Origin of the sequence: Streptomyces sp. NBC_01176, from assembly GCF_045039825.1 — a bacterium.
Lineage (GTDB): Bacteria > Actinomycetota > Actinomycetes > Streptomycetales > Streptomycetaceae > Streptomyces.
The window spans coordinates 5,352,969-5,369,366 of the sequence record NZ_CP108600.1; the positions used below are offsets into that span (position 1 = coordinate 5,352,969).

16 protein-coding genes and 1 tRNA gene are annotated in these 16,398 nt (G+C 70.8%); 9 read left to right on the plus strand and 8 right to left on the minus strand.

Annotated features, from left to right (window positions below; all coding sequences use genetic code 11):
* Positions 1 to 57: 57 nt before the first annotated feature.
* From OG199_RS23120 to phoU, 4 genes are all read right to left on the minus strand, one after another.
* Positions 58 to 819, minus strand: a complete 762-nt coding sequence (locus OG199_RS23120; RefSeq protein WP_405831064.1) for an SDR family oxidoreductase — start codon at positions 817 to 819, stop codon at positions 58 to 60.
* A gap of 5 nt (positions 820 to 824) precedes the next feature.
* The gene (locus OG199_RS23125) at positions 825 to 1,370 is read right to left on the minus strand and encodes an allene oxide cyclase barrel-like domain-containing protein (RefSeq protein WP_401800227.1); all 546 of its coding nucleotides are present in this window, start codon (positions 1,368 to 1,370) and stop codon (positions 825 to 827) included.
* 196 nt (positions 1,371 to 1,566) lie between these two features.
* Positions 1,567 to 1,716 (minus strand): hypothetical protein, encoded by a 150-nt coding sequence (locus OG199_RS23130; protein WP_266699996.1) that lies wholly within the window; start codon positions 1,714 to 1,716, stop codon positions 1,567 to 1,569.
* Positions 1,717 to 1,926: 210 nt separating this feature from the next.
* On the minus strand, positions 1,927 to 2,616 hold the full coding sequence (gene phoU / locus OG199_RS23135; protein WP_351717296.1) for a phosphate signaling complex protein PhoU: 690 nt from the start codon (positions 2,614 to 2,616) through the stop codon (positions 1,927 to 1,929).
* A 238-nt stretch (positions 2,617 to 2,854) separates the two neighbouring features.
* On the opposite strand from phoU, the gene OG199_RS23140 reads away from it, so the two are divergent.
* Together OG199_RS23140 and OG199_RS23145 are read left to right on the plus strand one after the other, a co-directional pair.
* A complete protein-coding gene (locus OG199_RS23140; RefSeq protein WP_356367497.1) occupies positions 2,855 to 4,132 on the plus strand; it encodes an ATP-binding protein in 1,278 nt (425 codons plus the stop codon).
* Positions 4,129 to 4,809: a response regulator transcription factor gene (locus OG199_RS23145; RefSeq protein WP_009340348.1), complete on the plus strand. Its 681-nt coding sequence runs from the start codon at positions 4,129 to 4,131 to the stop codon at positions 4,807 to 4,809. The genes OG199_RS23140 and OG199_RS23145 overlap by 4 nt, the downstream gene beginning before the upstream one ends.
* A 180-nt stretch (positions 4,810 to 4,989) precedes the next feature.
* Here the strand turns inward: OG199_RS23145 and OG199_RS23150 are convergent, their stop codons facing one another.
* Positions 4,990 to 5,670 carry a DUF461 domain-containing protein gene (locus OG199_RS23150; RefSeq protein ID WP_405831067.1) on the minus strand — a complete coding sequence of 227 codons (681 nt, stop codon included), beginning with the start codon at positions 5,668 to 5,670 and terminating at the stop codon, positions 4,990 to 4,992.
* Positions 5,671 to 6,292: 622 nt separating this feature from the next.
* Between OG199_RS23150 and OG199_RS23155 the strand changes: the two genes are divergently transcribed.
* The 6 genes from OG199_RS23155 (at position 6,293) to OG199_RS23180 (ending at position 13,107) form a co-directional block, all read left to right on the plus strand.
* Complete coding sequence (locus OG199_RS23155; RefSeq protein ID WP_003953493.1) at positions 6,293 to 6,775, plus strand: CarD family transcriptional regulator; 483 nt, start codon at positions 6,293 to 6,295, stop codon at positions 6,773 to 6,775.
* A 387-nt stretch (positions 6,776 to 7,162) separates the two neighbouring features.
* Positions 7,163 to 7,915: a 2-C-methyl-D-erythritol 4-phosphate cytidylyltransferase gene (gene ispD, locus OG199_RS23160; RefSeq protein ID WP_356804414.1), complete on the plus strand. Its 753-nt coding sequence runs from the start codon at positions 7,163 to 7,165 to the stop codon at positions 7,913 to 7,915.
* A complete protein-coding gene (gene ispF / locus OG199_RS23165; protein WP_401800233.1) occupies positions 7,905 to 8,441 on the plus strand; it encodes a 2-C-methyl-D-erythritol 2,4-cyclodiphosphate synthase in 537 nt (178 codons plus the stop codon). The genes ispD and ispF overlap by 11 nt, the downstream gene beginning before the upstream one ends.
* Positions 8,442 to 8,787: 346 nt before the next feature.
* Complete coding sequence (gene cysS, locus OG199_RS23170; protein WP_356809179.1) at positions 8,788 to 10,188, plus strand: cysteine--tRNA ligase; 1,401 nt, start codon at positions 8,788 to 8,790, stop codon at positions 10,186 to 10,188.
* 102 nt (positions 10,189 to 10,290) lie between these two features.
* Positions 10,291 to 11,232 (plus strand): 23S rRNA (guanosine(2251)-2'-O)-methyltransferase RlmB, encoded by a 942-nt coding sequence (gene rlmB / locus OG199_RS23175; protein WP_266699989.1) that lies wholly within the window; start codon positions 10,291 to 10,293, stop codon positions 11,230 to 11,232.
* Between the two features lie 123 nt (positions 11,233 to 11,355).
* On the plus strand, positions 11,356 to 13,107 hold the full coding sequence (locus OG199_RS23180) for a DoxX family membrane protein (RefSeq protein WP_401800870.1): 1,752 nt from the start codon (positions 11,356 to 11,358) through the stop codon (positions 13,105 to 13,107).
* A gap of 72 nt (positions 13,108 to 13,179) precedes the next feature.
* On the opposite strand, the gene OG199_RS23185 is transcribed toward OG199_RS23180, so the two are convergent.
* The 3 genes from OG199_RS23185 to OG199_RS23195 form a co-directional block, all read right to left on the minus strand.
* Positions 13,180 to 13,911, minus strand: coding sequence for a nucleotidyltransferase family protein (locus tag OG199_RS23185; protein ID WP_266699988.1), 732 nt, complete (start codon positions 13,909 to 13,911; stop codon positions 13,180 to 13,182).
* 115 nt (positions 13,912 to 14,026) lie between these two features.
* Positions 14,027 to 14,476, minus strand: coding sequence for a hypothetical protein (locus OG199_RS23190; protein WP_266699987.1), 450 nt, complete (start codon positions 14,474 to 14,476; stop codon positions 14,027 to 14,029).
* A gap of 228 nt (positions 14,477 to 14,704) precedes the next feature.
* Complete coding sequence (locus OG199_RS23195) at positions 14,705 to 15,841, minus strand: ABC transporter ATP-binding protein (protein ID WP_266699986.1); 1,137 nt, start codon at positions 15,839 to 15,841, stop codon at positions 14,705 to 14,707.
* 248 nt (positions 15,842 to 16,089) lie between these two features.
* Between OG199_RS23195 and OG199_RS23200 the strand changes: the two genes are divergently transcribed.
* Positions 16,090 to 16,166 (plus strand) — tRNA-Thr (locus OG199_RS23200).
* The last annotated feature ends 232 nt before the right edge of the window (positions 16,167 to 16,398 follow it).

Sequence of the window (16,398 nt, forward strand, 5' to 3'; positions counted from 1 at the left end):
GCCAACCGGGTACGCCAACCGTGAGCGCGCCACCGATCTCGTCCGTGCGCGATCCCGTCAGTGCGCTACGAGTTGCTGCCCGCCGTCGATGTCGTACGTGCCGCCGGTCAGCGCGTCATTGCCCATGATGTGTACGGCCAGGGCGGCCACGTCGGCCGGCCCGACGACCCGTCGGATGGGCAGCGTGGCACGCAACTCCTCGCGGCGGGACTCCAGTTGATCGTCGAGAAGTGCGGCCGACAGGGGCGTGTCGACGAACCCGGCGGCGATGAGGTTCACCCTGACCGGCGCCAGTTCCAGTGCCAGATTGGCGATGAGGGCGGGCAGTGCGGCGGTGAGTGCGGAGGCGACGGACATGCCGATGCCGGGGCGTCGGCCGCCGGTGCCGCCGACGAACAACAGGGTGCCTCCGGCCCGGACCTTGGCGCGGCTGTAGAGGCCGACCGCCAGTGTCATGGCGAGCCGCTCGCCGATGTGGGCGCCGGCGACGACGGGGTCCATGTCCGCCAAGGGCATGTAGAAGGGGCCGCCGGCGGTGACCATCACATGGTCGACCGGTCCGGGAAGGTCCTCGAAGAACCGCTTCAGCCGCTCGGTGTCACCGGCGTCGAACGCCGCCGTGTCGAGCGGCTCGAGTGTGCGCGCCGCCTGCCGCAGCCGCTCGGGGTCGCGCCCCACCAGGATCACCTGACCGCCGTCCGCGCGGACCCGGCGGGCGGTTTCCAGCCCGATGCCCGCGCTGCCGCCGATCACCACGACCGTCCGGCCGACGAGGTCGTACGGGCGGTCGGGGCCTGGGGCGCCGGGCGCGTCGGTCATGGTCGCTAGCCCTCCTGCTGGTCGTCCACGAGGATGTGGAAGGTGAGCCGTCGTTCCGTCACGGCCGCCGGGACGGTGTGCGTGCCCGCCGGGACGGTGTGCACGAAGCCCCGGGCCGAGCGGTAGTCGCCCGTCCCGCCGGTGATGGCGATGTCGACCGAGGGGGCGGCGGGCAGGTGCAGCAGGGCCTGCGAGGTGATCTGCCCCTGGGGCAGGGCGAAGGTGCCGAGGCACTGGAGTTCGCCCGGCTTGGTCTGGACGTACGTGCAGACGACGGTGTGGTCACCGATCTTCTTGCCGTCGCGGTACAGGTCCTCGGCGATGAGGATCTCGTCTCCCGGACTGAGCCCCTTCTTGCCCACATCGAGGTTCTCGGAACGGGTCTGTCTGGCGTCCAGCTGGATGATCTCCGTGTGCTGGTGGATTCTCCGGCCCGTGTCGGAGGCTGACGGGGTGGCCGACCAGGCGGCCGACGCCGTGGGGGCGGTGATGAGGAGGACGGCGGCCAGACCCGCGGTCGCGCTCGGACTGCGTGGACGAAGCTTGCGCATGGAACGTCTCCCATTTGTTGCGGAGATGTGCCTTTCGCGCCTTATTTTACTGTTCGGTACGACCCGGCGCTCGGCGCACTTCCTCCGGTCGTGAGGTCCGTACCCGCGGTCGCGAGGTCCGTCCACGGAGGAGGGGCCCCGCCGTGACGACGGGGCCCCTCTGGATCCGTGTGCCCTGGTGGGCCCGGGTGTCCGGTCAGCCGCACTGGCAGGGGTTGCCGGACTGGCAGCCGCACCCGCAGCCGGAGCCGCAGCCGCAGGCGCCGAACAGGGGGAGGCTTTTGATGTCGGCGGGCTGTTCGGTGTCCCGGTCCAGGGTCGGGTCGGTGGCGGGGGATTCGGCCATGGGGTCCTCCCTCAATGAGGCCTCGGCGAGGCATCGAGGCATGGGTGCCTACGCCTATTCCATGCCCGCTCCCCTGGGCGCATCAACGGCGCACTGAGGCTCGCGAGCGCCCCCGGAGCCCAGAAGCAGGTCTTTTCCCGCCCCGGTCCCGGTCCCTGCCGCCCCGGTCGCGGTCCCTGCCGCCCGGGTCCCGGCCTCCCCGCCCCGGTCTCAGACGCCTTCCGCCCCCGTGACGGGGTGGATGTCCGCCTGGAGCTCGTCCGCGTGCTCGCCCGTCACCAGGTACACCACGCGCTTGGCCACGGACACCGCGTGGTCGGCGAAGCGCTCGTAGTAGCGGCCGAGCAGGGTCACGTCCACGGCCGTCTCGATGCCGTGCTTCCAGCGGTCGTCGAGAAGGTGCTGGAAGAGGGTGCGGTGCAGGAGGTCCATGTCGTCGTCGTCCTGCTCCAGCTGGAGCGCGAGGTCGACGTCCTTGGTGATGACGACCTCGGCCGCCTTGGCCATCAGGCGCTGGGCGAGCTGGCCCATCTCCAGGATCGTGGCGTGCAGGTCGTGCGGGACCGCGCGCTCGGGGAAGCGCAGCCGGGCCAGCTTCGCGACGTGCTGCGCCAGGTCGCCGGCGCGCTCCAGGTCCGCCGACATCCGCAGGGACGTGACCACGATGCGCAGGTCCGTCGCCACCGGCTGCTGGCGGGCCAGCAGGGCTATCGCGCGGGCCTCCAGCTCGTGCTGGAGATCGTCGACCTTCTGGTCGGCCGCGATCACGCTCTCCGCGAGCTTCAGGTCGGCGTCGAGGATGGCCGTCGTGGCGCGTCCGATCGCCGACCCGACGAGCCGGGCCATCTCGACCAGACCCTCGCCGATCGAGTCAAGTTCCTCGTGGTACGCGTCACGCATCGTGTTGTCCCTCTCCTACGTCACCTTTGGGGGCCTGGGGGCCGGGCACCCAGAGGCATCTAATGACCGCCGGACGGGCCCCGTGAACCCCACGCTCCCACGTTCCGGCTCGTACGCGTCCGTTTCCGGCATCCCAAATGAACCACCACTGGCTCCTGGGTGAACTCTGGGCGACGAGTGTTCGAGGTCGCACTCGGATGGCTGTGGCCTGGCGCGACGACATGCCTAACCTGGGGGCATGGACGTGAACGCGGCGGTCGCCGCAGCGGCAGCGATCGCCGGAGTGCTTACCGGTGTCATCGCCATGCTGGCGTTCCGCTGGAGCGAGCGCGACCAGAAACGCCCCACCCGCACCTCTCTTCACACGGACCCGGTGCTTCCGCCAGGTGTCGACACGGTTCTCTCCGTGCTCCGCTCCTCCGCCGTCGTACTCGACGAGGCCGACGCCGTCGTCAAGGCCAGCTCCGCCGCGTACGCCCTCGGGCTGGTCCGCGGCGGCAAGCTCGCCGTCGAGCCGATGCTGCAGATGGCGCGTGACACCCGCCGGGACGGCGAGATACGCCAGGTCGAACTGGATCTGCCGAGAAGGGGGACGGGCCGCGGCGAGGCACTGGCCGTCTCCGCGCGCGTCGCGCCGCTCGGCTCCCGGCTCGTCCTGCTGCTGGTCGAGGACCTCACCGAGGCGCGGCGCATCGAGGCCGTACGGCGTGACTTCGTCGCCAACGTGAGCCACGAGCTGAAGACGCCGGTCGGCGCGCTCTCGCTGCTCTCCGAGGCCGTGATGGACGCCTCGGACGACCCGGAGGCCGTGGAGCGCTTCGCCGGGCGCATGCAGATCGAGGCCACCCGGCTCACCAATCTCGTGCAGGAGCTCATCGACCTGTCGAGGGTGCAGAACGACGACCCCCTGGAGGACGCCGAGCCCGTGCGGGTCGGCGAACTCGTCGCCGAGGCCATCGACCGGTGCCGCCACCAGGCCGGCACCAAGCAGATCACCATGGCCGCCGGCGGGACCGCCGAGCTGAGCATCTGGGGAAACCGCGGCCAGCTGGCCGCGGCCCTGGGCAACCTCGTCGAGAACGCCGTCAACTACTCGCCCGCCCGTACCCGGGTGGGCATAGCCGCGCGCCGGGTGACCGCGCCCGGCGGAGACCTCATCGAGATCGCCGTGACCGATCAGGGCATCGGCATCTCCGAGAAGGACCGGGAGCGCGTGTTCGAGCGCTTCTACCGCGTCGACCCGGCCCGTTCCCGCCAGACCGGCGGTACCGGCCTGGGCCTCGCGATCGTCAAGCACGTGGCCGCCTCGCACGGCGGGGAGGTCACGGTGTGGAGCTCCGAGGGTCAGGGCTCCACGTTCACCCTGCGGCTGCCGGAGGCGGGTGCGGCCCGCGACCGCGTGACCGATCACCACATGCCCGGACTCGACGAAGACGACGAGACCGAGCAGCCCGACGGGACGACCACCGTCTCATCCCCGTATGAACCGCTTCCTGCCCCGGAGGTCCTTCCGTGACCCGAGTGCTCGTCGTCGAGGACGAGGAGTCCTTCTCCGACGCCCTGTCGTACATGCTCCGCAAGGAGGGCTTCGAGGTCGCCATCGCGACCACCGGGCCCGACGGACTCGACGAGTTCGAGCGCAACGGCGCCGACCTCGTCCTCCTCGACCTGATGCTGCCGGGGCTGCCCGGCACGGAGGTGTGCCGTCAGCTGCGCGGCCGCTCCAACGTTCCGGTGATCATGGTCACCGCCAAGGACAGTGAGATCGACAAGGTTGTCGGGCTGGAAATAGGAGCCGACGACTACGTCACGAAGCCCTTCTCCTCCCGTGAGCTGGTCGCCCGTATCCGGGCCGTCCTGCGCCGCCGCGGCGAGCCGGAGGAGGTCACCCCGGCCGCCCTGGAGGCCGGTCCGGTCCGGATGGACGTCGACCGCCACGTGGTCACCGTCTCCGGCTCCAAGGTCGACCTCCCGCTGAAGGAGTTCGACCTGCTGGAGATGCTGCTGCGCAACGCGGGCCGCGTGCTGACCCGTATGCAGCTCATCGACCGGGTGTGGGGCGCCGACTACGTGGGCGACACCAAGACCCTCGACGTCCACGTCAAGCGCCTGCGCGCGAAGATCGAGCCGGACCCGGGTGCGCCGCGGTACCTGGTGACGGTACGCGGGCTCGGCTACAAGTTCGAGCCGTAGACCGGCCCGCCGGCGAACGGACGCCCGGGAAACCGAGGCTCCGCGGGCCGGCTCGCAGCGGCCGCCGCGCGTGTGGCGGCACGACGACGCCGAAGGGCGGTACCCCATCGGGGGTACCGCCCTTCGGCGTCGTACGGGCTTCTACGGTGATCGTCCCGGCGGTGTGCGCCGGGACGCCGGTCACTGGCCGGAAGCGGACTCCGTGGCCGTCGCGGTGGCCGTCCCGGCGTCGTCCGCGCCGGACGACGCCGAGTCCGACGGCGCGCCGGAGGCGGAGTCGGACGGCGAGGTGGACGCATCCGGCGACGCGGTCGCGGAGCCGGTCGCCGTCGCGCCGGGCGCCGCCGGGATGTCGCTCGGACCCCACTTGCTGAAGTAGCTCGCGGCCGGGACGACGAAGGCGCGCAGGCTCACGGCACCGGTCTTGCTGAAGGTGAAGGTGATCTTCTGCGCGTTGCCGTCCTTGACGGCCGTCCCGGGGGAGGACAGGGCCGCGGAGGCGTTGCCCTTGCCACCGAGGATGACGGAACCGCCGGCCGGGATGGTCAGCTTGCCCTTGCCCGCGGCGGGCGTGAGCTGGGCGGTGCCGTCACCGGCGACGCTGACCGAGTCCAGGGTCTGTGCGGTGCGGCCGTTGTTGAACAGGGTCGCGGAGATCACCGCCGGGCCCGTGGACGTCGTGTCGGGCTGGGTGATGACGAGGGCGTTCTGGATCTTGATGTCGCCGACGCTGGTCGCCGCGTTGTCCGGCTTGACCTCCAGCGTCTGTGCGTCGTTGCCGGCAGCGCACGCGGCGAGCGAGGCGATCGAGAACGCAATGGCGGCGGCGGCGAGGGCGCCGCGTCGAAGGCTGCTGCTCACGGCGGCGGCAACTCCTTGAACGTGGGCGAAGCAGGGCGACTTCTGTGTAAAGCCGCCCTAAGGGTCTGTCAGCGGCCTTAGGTTACCGAGCCGTTCCCGCGCCACCGCACCCGACCCGCCCCTTCGCCCCCTCGAGCCCCGTCGCGCCGTCCGCGCACGCCGCCCCGTGCGCCGTCGGAAGCCGCCTCGACGGCTCCTTTGGGCATCGGCTCGTCCGCCATTCACATAAGTAGCCAGGAGATCCGCTTGGGTTTTTCCGGTAGGGAATCCGTGGTGGACCGGAAAATTGATCATCGACAGTTCGGTGGCGGGCGTGATCAATTCCGGATTCGTCTCGTACCCGACTCCGGGAACCGAACGGAGTAGCGGAAGTCGAGCTCCTGGAGCAGGACAAAACGGGATGTTCAGACCCTGGTCAGGGGGTACAGGTGTGTGTACCGTACGCGTTTCGCTTGCCCTGGACAGCCGCTCCCACCTGCGAATACCCTCTTCCGCTCGCCCCTCGCAGCACGTTCCTGTCGCGGTTGTCAAGCCCCGAGATATGCCCTGACCTGCGAAAACGCCATTCAGAAGACGCAGTTTCCGTGTTACCCTGGATAGCCACGGAAGGGGTACCTGTCACATGACGTTCAAGGTTGGCGACACCGTGGTCTATCCCCATCACGGGGCCGCGCTGATCGAGGCCATCGAAACTCGCCAGATCAAAGGCGTGGACAAGACCTACTTGGTGCTGAAGGTCGCCCAGGGCGACCTGACGGTACGTGTGCCAGCGGACAATGCGGAGTTCGTCGGCGTGCGTGATGTGGTCGGTCAGGACGGGCTGGACCGGGTCTTCGAGGTGCTGCGCGCGCCGTACGCCGAGGAGCCCACGAACTGGTCGCGTCGTTACAAGGCAAATCTGGAGAAGCTCGCCTCCGGCGATGTCATCAAGGTCGCGGAAGTCGTACGTGACCTGTGGCGTCGTGAGCGCGAGCGCGGACTCTCCGCCGGTGAGAAGCGGATGCTTGCCAAGGCCCGGCAGATCCTGGTGAGCGAGCTCGCCCTCGCGGAGAACACGAACGAGGACAAGGCCGAGGCTCTGCTCGACGAGGTTCTCGCGTCCTGACGCATACAGCGCCTAGACGGTGGTCGTTCGGACGGTGGGCTGGTTCTTCTGTCGTTCGGACGGTAGTCGTTCTGACGTAAGCACAAGGCCGCGCAGCTGTGCAATGAAATGCCGCGGTGCCCGATGACGCAATGGGAATTGCTGTCGCCGGGCGCTGCGGCATGTTCGTACCCGCATCTCTTCGGGAACCCGGGTCTCCCCGGTGTCCCCGCCCCGAGACTCGATGCCCCGATACTTGATGTGCCGGGCCCGGGCGGCCGACTCGACCGGATGTCACGGAAGGGTCCGGTCAGGACGTCGCGCCGGGCACTCCCCCACGCTCCGCGAGCGGGAGGCACGCCAGGGCCATACCCAAGCAGGCCGAGTACACAAACCTGACAGGAACCGATGTCTGACGATTCGCGCCCTTCGCCGTCCGGGACCCCCGTCGCGGCCGTGATTCCGGCCGCCGGCCGGGGCGTGCGCCTCGGTCCGGGCGCCCCCAAGGCGCTCCGGGCGCTGAACGGCACGCCCATGCTCATCCACGCGGTGCGGGCCATGGCCGCCTCGCGTGCCGTCTCGCTGGTCGTCGTCGTGGCGCCGCCCGACGGGACGGCCGAGGTCAAGACCCTGCTCGACGCGCACGCGCTGCCCGAGCGCACCGACTTCCTGGTCGTCGCCGGCGGGGACAGCCGCCAGGAGTCCGTGAAGTACGGCCTCGACGCGCTGCCGCCCGGGATCGACATCGTCCTCGTGCACGACGCGGCCCGGCCGCTGGTGCCGGTGGACACGGTGGACGCGGTCATCGAGGCGGTACGGGACGGCGCGCCCGCCGTCGTACCGGCGCTGCCGCTCGCGGACACCGTCAAGCAGGTCGAGCCGGCGAGCGTGCCGGGGACGCCGGAGCCCGTCGTCGGTACGCCCGAGCGGGCGCGGCTGCGGGCCGTGCAGACGCCGCAGGGCTTCGACCGGGCCACCCTCGTACGGGCCCACGACACCGTCACCGACGACGTCACCGACGACGCGAGCATGGTCGAGCGGCTCGGGGAGCGGGTCGTGGTGGTGCCGGGGCACGAGGAGGCGTTCAAGGTGACGCGCCCCCTGGACCTCGTCCTCGCGGAGGCGGTCCTCGCGCGCAGGAGGGCGAACGATGGGTTCTGAGGTCTCCGGGCCGGCTGCCGTCGGGACACCGTCGGCCCCCGGTGTGCCGGCGCTGCCGCAGGTCGGTGTCGGTACCGACATCCACGCCTTCGAGGACGGCCGGGAGCTGTGGTGCGCCGGGCTGCTGTGGGAGGGGGAGGGGACCGGTCTCGCCGGGCACTCCGACGCGGACGTCGTCGCGCACGCCGCCTGCAACGCCCTCTTCTCCGCGGCCGGGCTCGGCGACCTCGGCGCGCACTTCGGCACCGGGCGGCCCGAGTGGTCCGGTGCGTCCGGGGTGACGCTGCTGACCGAGGCCGCGCGGATCGTGCGGGCGGCCGGTTTCGTCATCGGCAACGTCGCCGTCCAGGTCGTCGGGCCCCGGCCCAAGATCGGGAAGCGGCGGGACGAGGCGCAGAAGGTGCTGTCCGAGGCGGTGGGGGCGCCGGTGTCGGTGTCCGGGGCCACCACGGACGGGCTGGGGTTCCCGGGCCGCGACGAGGGTTTGATGGCGGTGGCGACGGCTCTGGTGGCCCGCGCGGTCTGAGGTGCGTGCCCCGACCAGGGGGCTGCCGCCCCCTGGACCCCCGCTTCGCCCGAAGGGCCCGTCCTCAATCACCGGACGGGCTGAGGCTGCCGGCCCGGGCTGGAAGGTTCCGGGGGCGTGCCGACGGCTCCGGCGCGGGCGCATGTCTTTCAGCCCGTCCGGCGATTGAGGACGAGGCCGTCCAGGCCGAAGCGGGGGTCTGGGGGCGGCAGCCCCCAGGAGCGGGCCGGGACCGAAGAGGGACCCGGGACGCAGGTGTCGTCCGTGAGGGTCGTATGTCACGAATACGTGCCCCTTGCGCGGGAAGGGTCGCGGGGCACTACCCAGGGCCCACTACCCTGGAGGCGTGACCATTCGCCTGTACGACACCAGCGCCCGGCAGATCCGTGACTTCTCCCCGCTCAAGCCGGGTTGTGTCTCGATCTACCTCTGTGGCGCCACCGTGCAGGCCGCCCCGCACATCGGGCACATCCGCTCGGGTCTCAACTTCGACATCATGCGCCGCTGGTTCGAGTACCGCGGATACGACGTCACGTTCATCCGGAACGTGACCGACATCGACGACAAGATCATCACCAAGTCGGCCGAGCAGGGCCGCCCTTGGTGGTCGATCGGGTACGAGAACGAGCGCGCCTTCAACGACGGCTACGACGTGCTGGGCTGCCTTCCGCCCAGCTACGAGCCGCGGGCGACCGGGCACGTGACCGAGATGGTCGAGATGATGCGCGGCCTCATCGAGCGCGGTCACGCGTACGAGGCCGACGGCAACGTCTACTTCGACGTGCGGTCCTTCCCGGGCTATCTGCAGCTGTCCAACCAGGAGCTGGACAACCTCCAGCAGCCGTCCGGCGTCGGCGAGACCGGCAAGCGGGACCCGCGCGACTTCGCCATGTGGAAGGCCGCCAAGCCCGGTGAGCCCACCTGGGAGACGCCGTGGGGGCGCGGCAGGCCCGGCTGGCACCTGGAGTGCAGTGCGATGGCGCACAAGTACCTGGGCAGCGCGTTCGACATCCACGGCGGCGGGCTGGATCTGATCTTCCCGCACCACGAGAACGAGATCGCGCAGGCCAAGGCCTTCGGGGACGAGTTCGCGAAGTACTGGGTGCACAACGCGTGGGTCACCATGAGCGGCGAGAAGATGTCCAAGTCCCTGGGCAACTCCGTGCTGGTGAGCGAGATGGTCAAGCAGTGGCGCCCCATCGTGCTGCGCTACTACCTCGGCACCCCGCACTACCGCTCGATGATCGAGTACAGCGAAGAGGCGCTGCGTGAGGCCGAGTCGGCGTTCGCGCGGATCGAGGGCTTCGTGCAGCGGGTGACGGAGATGGCGGGGGGCGTCGTCGAGCCCGTCGCCGAGGTGCCGCCCGCGTTCGCCGAGGCCATGGACGACGATCTGGGCGTGCCCCAGGCGCTCGCCGTCGTGCACACCACCGTGCGGCAGGGCAATTCCGCCCTGGCCGCCGACGACAAGGAAGCCGCCGTGGCACGGCTCGCCGAGGTCCGGGCCATGCTCGGGGTCCTCGGTCTCGACCCGCTGGACCCGGCGTGGGCCGGCGAGGGCGACCGCGGCGAGGACCTGCACGGGGTCGTCGACACCCTCGTACGCCTGGTGCTCCAGCAGCGCGAGGCGGCGCGGGGCCGCAAGGACTGGGCCACCGCGGACGCCATCCGTGACCAGCTCAACCAGTCGGGTCTCGTCATCGAGGACGGCCCGCAGGGACCCCGGTGGACACTCGGCCCGCGCTGAGTGTTCCTTGATCGAGTGTGCCGCCCGGCTCTCCGGGCGGCACACTGCATAGACGAACGTGCACGCGAAGCGTCTGCACACCTCACACAGAACAGGTAGGTCATGGCCGCTAACAACCGCCGCATGTCCGGCAAGAAGGGCGCGCAGGTCGGCAGTGGCGGCCAGCGACGCCGGGGCCTGGAGGGCAAGGGCCCGACCCCGCCCGCCGAGATGCGCAAGGGACACAAGAAGAACCGCATCGCCAACGTCAAGGCGAAGCAGACCGCCCGCCGTCCCGCGCCGCGCGGGCGTGGCGGCAAGGGCACGTCCGAGATGGTGGTCGGGCGCAACCCCGTGGTCGAGGCGCTGCGCGAGGGCGTGCCGGCGACGATGCTGTACGTGCAGCAGTTCATCGACAACGACGAGCGGGTGCGGGAGGCCCTCCAGCTGGCGGGCGAACGCGGCGGCATCCACCTCATGGAGGCTCCGCGTCCCGAGCTGGACCGCATGACCAACGGGCTCAACCACCAGGGTCTGGTCCTGCAGGTCCCGCCGTACGAGTACGCGCACCCCGAGGACCTCGCCGCCGCCGCGTACGACGAGGGCCAGGACCCGCTGATCGTCGCGCTCGACGGTGTGACCGACCCGCGGAACCTGGGCGCCGTCGTCCGCTCCACCTCCGCCTTCGGCGGCCACGGTGTCGTCGTGCCCGAGCGGCGCGCGGCCGGGATGACCGCCGGTGCCTGGAAGACCTCGGCCGGCGCCGCCGCCCGTACGCCCGTCGCCCGCGCCGCCAACCTGACGCGCGCCCTGGAGTCGTACAAGAAGGCCGGGCTCGTCGTCGTCGGGCTCGCCGCGGACGGCGAGGTCGAGGTCGGTGACCTGGAGGCCCTCGGCGGCCCCGTCGTCATCGTCGTCGGCAGTGAGGGCAAGGGGCTGTCCCGGCTCGTCGGGGAGACCTGCGACTTCCGGGTGCGGATTCCGATGCCGGGCGGCGCGGAGTCGCTGAACGCCGGTGTGGCGGCGGGAGTTGTCCTGTACGAGGCGGCTCGGCGACGCGCCTGAACAGGCGTGCGCGCTGTCACCCCCGTGGGGTGATCGAGGCGGTCCGGACGGCCTTGACGCGGTCCGGACAGATCGGCGAGGTCAAAGCAGTGTCCTAAACACACGTCACTCGGTTAGATGAGTGTGGACACCAGAACACCCCGCACACCCACGGGGGACCGCTCGTCGGGATTCGACGACGCTCCCGCGCTGAGCATGGTGAAGGTGCCGAGCGATCCGGCGCAGGTCATCGTCAATCATGCGAGCTTCCGCGTGCAGCTGGGCGCTGCGTCGCGACCCCAATCCTCGCGCGTCGCACGGCACTTGAGCGTCGGCGGCGCCTCCGCGCGGATGCCCGCCGGCGGTCCGGCGGGCAGAGCGGGCGCGGCCGGCCAGGGCGCCGCCGGTACCCGTCGCCGCGCGCCCGTCGTCTGGAGCGGGAAGTCCGCGCCCGACGACACCGGCGCGCACCGTCTGCTCCAGGCCGTGCGGAGCACGAGCGTCGGTCACGGCGGGGCAGCCCCGGTGGGCGACGTCGGCGCGACGCAGGTCATCCCGCGGTACGACGAACACCACGGCTACGAGGGCGACATGACCGTGGAGACGGTCGAGACGCCGCTCGTCGGCAGCCAGCGCACCAGCTCCTCGCCCGGGTTCGACTCCGGCCGGACCGCAGGATCCTCCCTCGCCGGCGAGGGCCGGCTGCTGCCGAACATGCGCAGCGTCGACAGCGCGTACGACGAACCGCGCTACGGGGGCGGGGAGTTCGCGGGCGACGAGGGTGACGACGCCTACGCCTACGGCTACGAGGACGAGGCGGCCGAACCGCCGGTCAGACGGCAGGCCACGGACTCGGTGCGGCAGGGGTACTACCCCGGCCGCAGGATGAACCTCGGCGTGGTGCTGCTTCCGCTCCGCGTCTTCCTCGGGTTCATCTCCATCTACGCCGGCATGGGCAAGCTGTGCGATCCCGTCTACTTCGACGGCGGCAAGCGCGGCTCCATGGTGAAGTGGCTGAACACGCTGCATCCCTGGGAAGTCGCCGAGCCGCTGCGGCAGTTCGCGCTCCAGCACCCGGTCGGCTCCGGGCTCGTCATCGCCTTCTTCCAGGTCATCGTAGGCGTGCTCACGGTGCTCGGCCTGTGGCAGCGGGTCGCCGCGGTGGTCGGCGCGATGCTGTCGGCCGCGCTCATCGTCACCGTCAGCTGGAAGACCGTCCCCGCGTACGACGCGCCGGACATCATCTACCTCGCCGCCTGGTCCCCGCTGATCATCGCGGGCGCCCCCGTCTACTCGGTGGACGGACGTCTGGCGGCCGAGGCCTGGCGCACCCTCGGGCCGCGCGCCGAGATCTGGGATCTGCGGGCGCGTGTGCTGCGCCGCGGCGCGCTGGTCTCGGCCGTCGTCATCGGGCTCACGCTGCTGGTCGGCTCGCTGCTGGGCGGCGCCGTGCGTGACGCCGACCGGGTGGTCGTGCCGGGACCGGGCGAGGCTCCGCGCAACGAGCTGCCCGGCTCCCCGCTTCCCCAGGAGCCCGGCACCCCCCAGCGCGGGACCAGCACCCCGTCGGCCTCCGCCAAGGCGCCCACCCACGGCGGCTCCTCGTCGCCGTCGGGCCCGGCCGCCACGCCGGGCGCCACCCGCGGGACGGGCGGCACGGTCAGCAGCGGCCCCAGCCGGACGCAGGGCGGCGGTCAGGCGCCGCCGCAGCACTCCGCGCCGGTGCATCAGGCCCCCAGCACGAGCGCGGGTCCGACGTCCACCGGCGGCAGCGGCGGTGGCAGCGGCAGCGGTGGCTCCACGGGCGCCGGTACGGGCGGGACGTCCGGCGGTTCGAGCTCCGGCGGCGGGACGACCGGCGGCTCCGACAAGCTGGTCGGCGGCCTGCTCGGGTAGGTTCCCGGACGGTACGACGACGGGGCCCCGCACATCCGATGTGCGGGGCCCCGTCGTGTGCCGTGGGGCTGTTCAGCGCCCGAGCGCGGCGAGCTCCTTGGCGGCCTCCGTGAGGTCCTTCGCGGTGTCGATGGCGCGCCAGTAGGCGCCCTGCGGGAGGGAGAAGCCCGCCAGGCGGCGTTCGCGGGCCAGGTGCGGGAACGTGGTGCGCTCGTGGTCGCCGCGCTCGGGGAGCAGGCCGGCGAACTCGGCGGAGAAGACGTAGACGCCCGCGTTGATCTCGTAGGTGGTCGGCGGTGACTCGATGAAGTCCGTCACACGACCGAAGTCGTCCGTCTCGACGGCGCCCCACGGGATGCGGGGGCGGGCGAGGGCGAGGGTGGCGACGGCGTCGCGCTCGGTGTGGAAGTCCGCCATGTCGCGCAGCGAGAAACGGGTCCAGATGTCGCCGTTGGTCGCGTACCAGGGCCGGTCCGGGTAGGGGAGGTGCGCGGCGGCGTACTTGAGGCCGCCGCCCCGGCCCAGGGGCTCCTTCTCCACGACCGTTATGACATTGACCGGAAGGTGGGCCGCGTCCAGCCACTCCTGGAGGACTTCGGCGAGGTGGCCGCAGGAGACGACGACGTCGGTCACGCCCTCTTCGGCGAGCCAGGTCAGCTGATGGCCGATGATCGGTGTCCCGGTGCCGGGGATCTCGACCATCGGCTTGGGCCGGTCGTCGGTGTAGGGGCGCAGTCGGGAGCCCTGACCACCGGCCAGGACAACGGCTTGAACGGGGCGCGACGCGGCGTTCGGATCGGTCATGCCCGAACTGTACGTGGCGCCCCGCTGGTGGCTTCTGTCGGCAACCGTTCCCTTAAGCAGCTGTTACCTGGCGGGCGGGAAGGGGCCTTTCCGGCCTCGGACGAGGTCCCCGGGTTCAGAGATGCGTGGCCGCGACCCCCGATGCGAAGGACGTGTCGCAGACCGGGCGGGCGAACGCCTGGGCGCGCGTCGGGCCGTACGCGCGGACCGCGGCGCGGCCGAGGGCGCGGGCGATGGAGACGCAGTGCTTCGCCAGCGACGGGCGGCCGTTCACCGCCTCCTGGAGGTGGGTGAGGGCGGTTCCCGGGTCCTTCTCCTGGAGTTCCAGCAGGAGCCGGTCGCGCAGGACGTCCTGCGGGGCCCGGGAGACGGCGCGCGAGGAGACGTCCGAGGAGGAGGCGGTGAGCACCGACTCCGAGGAGTTCCCCGACCAGTTGACTCGGGTGACCGCGAGGGTCCCGGAGAGCACCAGGACGACAGGCAGAACGAGGGCGAGGGTGCGGCCGATCCGGCGGGCGGGGCCACGGCCACGCCGGGTCCGTTGGTTAGTGGTGGAGTGCTTCACGCGAGTGAGGGTAGCGCGGGGTGATGATTTGGCGACATTTAGTCACCGGTTCGGGGGATGAGGAAGTGATGGTTTCCGGGTAGCGCGTTGACGTACACGTATCGAAATGACCGGCTTGCCGGGGTATTTGTCGACAACGAGGAGGGCCCCGCAGCAGGCTGCGGGGCCCTCCTCGTCAACTTGGGTGAATTCACCCGCTCCGGGGGTGTCGGAGCCGTCCGGGTTGCCTCAGTCGGAGAGGCGCTCGCCCGTGGAGGTCGAGAACACGTGGGTCTCGCCCGGCCGCGGCACGACGTGCAGCGTGGCGCCCTTGTCCGGGACGGCGCGGCCGCTGACGCGGACGACCAGGTCGGTGAGGGTGTCGTCGACCTTGGCGCTGCCGTAGACGTAACCGTCGGCGCCGAGCTCCTCGACGACGTTCACCGAGACGGCGAGGCCGGCCGGGGCGTCCTCGGTGTCCTTCGTCAGCGACTTGGCGGCTTCGCCGTTGTGCTCGACGATGTCGAAGTGCTCGGGACGGACACCGACCGTGACGGTGCGGTCGCCCTTGTCCGCGGCGGCCTTCAGGGCCTCACGGTTGACCGGCACGACGGAGTTGCCGAACTTCACGCCGCCGTCCGTGATCGGGACCTCGACGAGGTTCATGGCCGGGGAGCCGATGAACCCGGCGACGAAGAGGTTCGCGGGGCGGTCGTACATGTTGCGCGGCGAGTCGACCTGCTGGAGCAGACCGTCCTTGAGCACGGCGACCCGGTCGCCCATGGTCATGGCCTCGACCTGGTCGTGGGTGACGTACACCGTGGTGATGCCGAGGCGGCGCTGCAGCGAGGCGATCTGCGTACGGGTGGAGACGCGGAGCTTGGCGTCGAGGTTCGACAGCGGCTCGTCCATGAGGAAGACCTGGGGCTCACGCACGATCGCGCGGCCCATCGCGACACGCTGGCGCTGACCGCCGGAGAGGGCCTTCGGCTTGCGGCCGAGGTACTCGGTGAGGTCGAGGATCTTCGCCGCGTCCTCGACCTTCTGGCGGATCTCGGCCTTGTTGACGCCGGCGATCTTGAGCGCGAAGCCCATGTTGTCGGCGACGGTCATGTGCGGGTACAGCGCGTAGTTCTGGAACACCATGGCGATGTCCCGGTCCTTGGGCGGCAGGTGCGTGACGTCGCGGTCACCGATGCGGATGGCGCCGGCGTTCACGTCCTCGAGCCCCGCGAGCATGCGGAGCGAGGTGGACTTGCCGCAGCCGGAGGGACCGACGAGGACGAGGAACTCGCCGTCCTCGATGTCGATCTCCAGGGCATCGACGGCGGGCTTCTCGGAACCCGGGTAGATCCGGGTCGCCTTGTCGAACGAGACAGTGGCCATGGTGAGGGGCCCCCTTCACCGGCAGGAACGTGCCGGACGATCCGTTGTAAAGGTGGTGACCACCGCGAAGCTTCGCGGTGGTGTAGTCCACAAGAGTGAACTGGTTCTGGACGGTACCTCCCGTTCACGTGCTCTGTCAGTACCCGCAGCCCTGTGAACTTCGCGGAAATTTTCGACAGGGGCCCACGGTGACGTGGGTACACTGCACGGGCACGCACGCGGCAGGCACGCCGCACGCGCGCGTGCAGGCCTCCTTAGCTCAGCTGGTCAGAGCGCCGCTCTTGTAAAGCGAAGGTCGTCGGTTCGAATCCGACAGGGGGCTCCACGGACCACCGGCCCATGGCCTCTCTCCGGCCGCCGTCACTCACGTGGGCGCAGACGTCCGCCGTCACCGCGATCTGTGAGCGCACCGGTCCCGCGCCGTGTGCGCCCCCGGCGGGGCCGGGCCGACCAGCGCGGCGACCGCCGCCCGGCCTTCCGGAAGCGCGCACCTTTCGAAACCGAACAGTTGCACTAACTTCACCCGGGAGAGAGGCAAGATCGATGGATCTTGCCTA

Bases quoted from the DNA above. Each gene is read 5' to 3' on its own strand.
- OG199_RS23125 (WP_401800227.1), bottom strand. From the start codon at position 1,370: ATGCGCAAGCTTCGTCCACGCAGTCCGAGCGCGACCGCGGGTCTGGCC.
- OG199_RS23130 (WP_266699996.1), bottom strand. From the start codon at position 1,716: ATGGCCGAATCCCCCGCCACCGACCCGACCCTGGACCGGGACACCGAA.
- OG199_RS23120 (WP_405831064.1), bottom strand. From the start codon at position 819: ATGACCGACGCGCCCGGCGCCCCAGGCCCCGACCGCCCGTACGACCTC.
- rlmB (WP_266699989.1), top strand. From the start codon at position 10,291: ATGGCCGCTAACAACCGCCGCATGTCCGGCAAGAAGGGCGCGCAGGTC.
- OG199_RS23140 (WP_356367497.1), top strand. From the start codon at position 2,855: ATGGACGTGAACGCGGCGGTCGCCGCAGCGGCAGCGATCGCCGGAGTG.
- ispD (WP_356804414.1), top strand. From the start codon at position 7,163: ATGTCTGACGATTCGCGCCCTTCGCCGTCCGGGACCCCCGTCGCGGCC.
- OG199_RS23185 (WP_266699988.1), bottom strand. From the start codon at position 13,911: ATGACCGATCCGAACGCCGCGTCGCGCCCCGTTCAAGCCGTTGTCCTG.
- OG199_RS23195 (WP_266699986.1), bottom strand. From the start codon at position 15,841: ATGGCCACTGTCTCGTTCGACAAGGCGACCCGGATCTACCCGGGTTCC.
- OG199_RS23155 (WP_003953493.1), top strand. From the start codon at position 6,293: ATGACGTTCAAGGTTGGCGACACCGTGGTCTATCCCCATCACGGGGCC.
- ispF (WP_401800233.1), top strand. From the start codon at position 7,905: ATGGGTTCTGAGGTCTCCGGGCCGGCTGCCGTCGGGACACCGTCGGCC.
- phoU (WP_351717296.1), bottom strand. From the start codon at position 2,616: ATGCGTGACGCGTACCACGAGGAACTTGACTCGATCGGCGAGGGTCTG.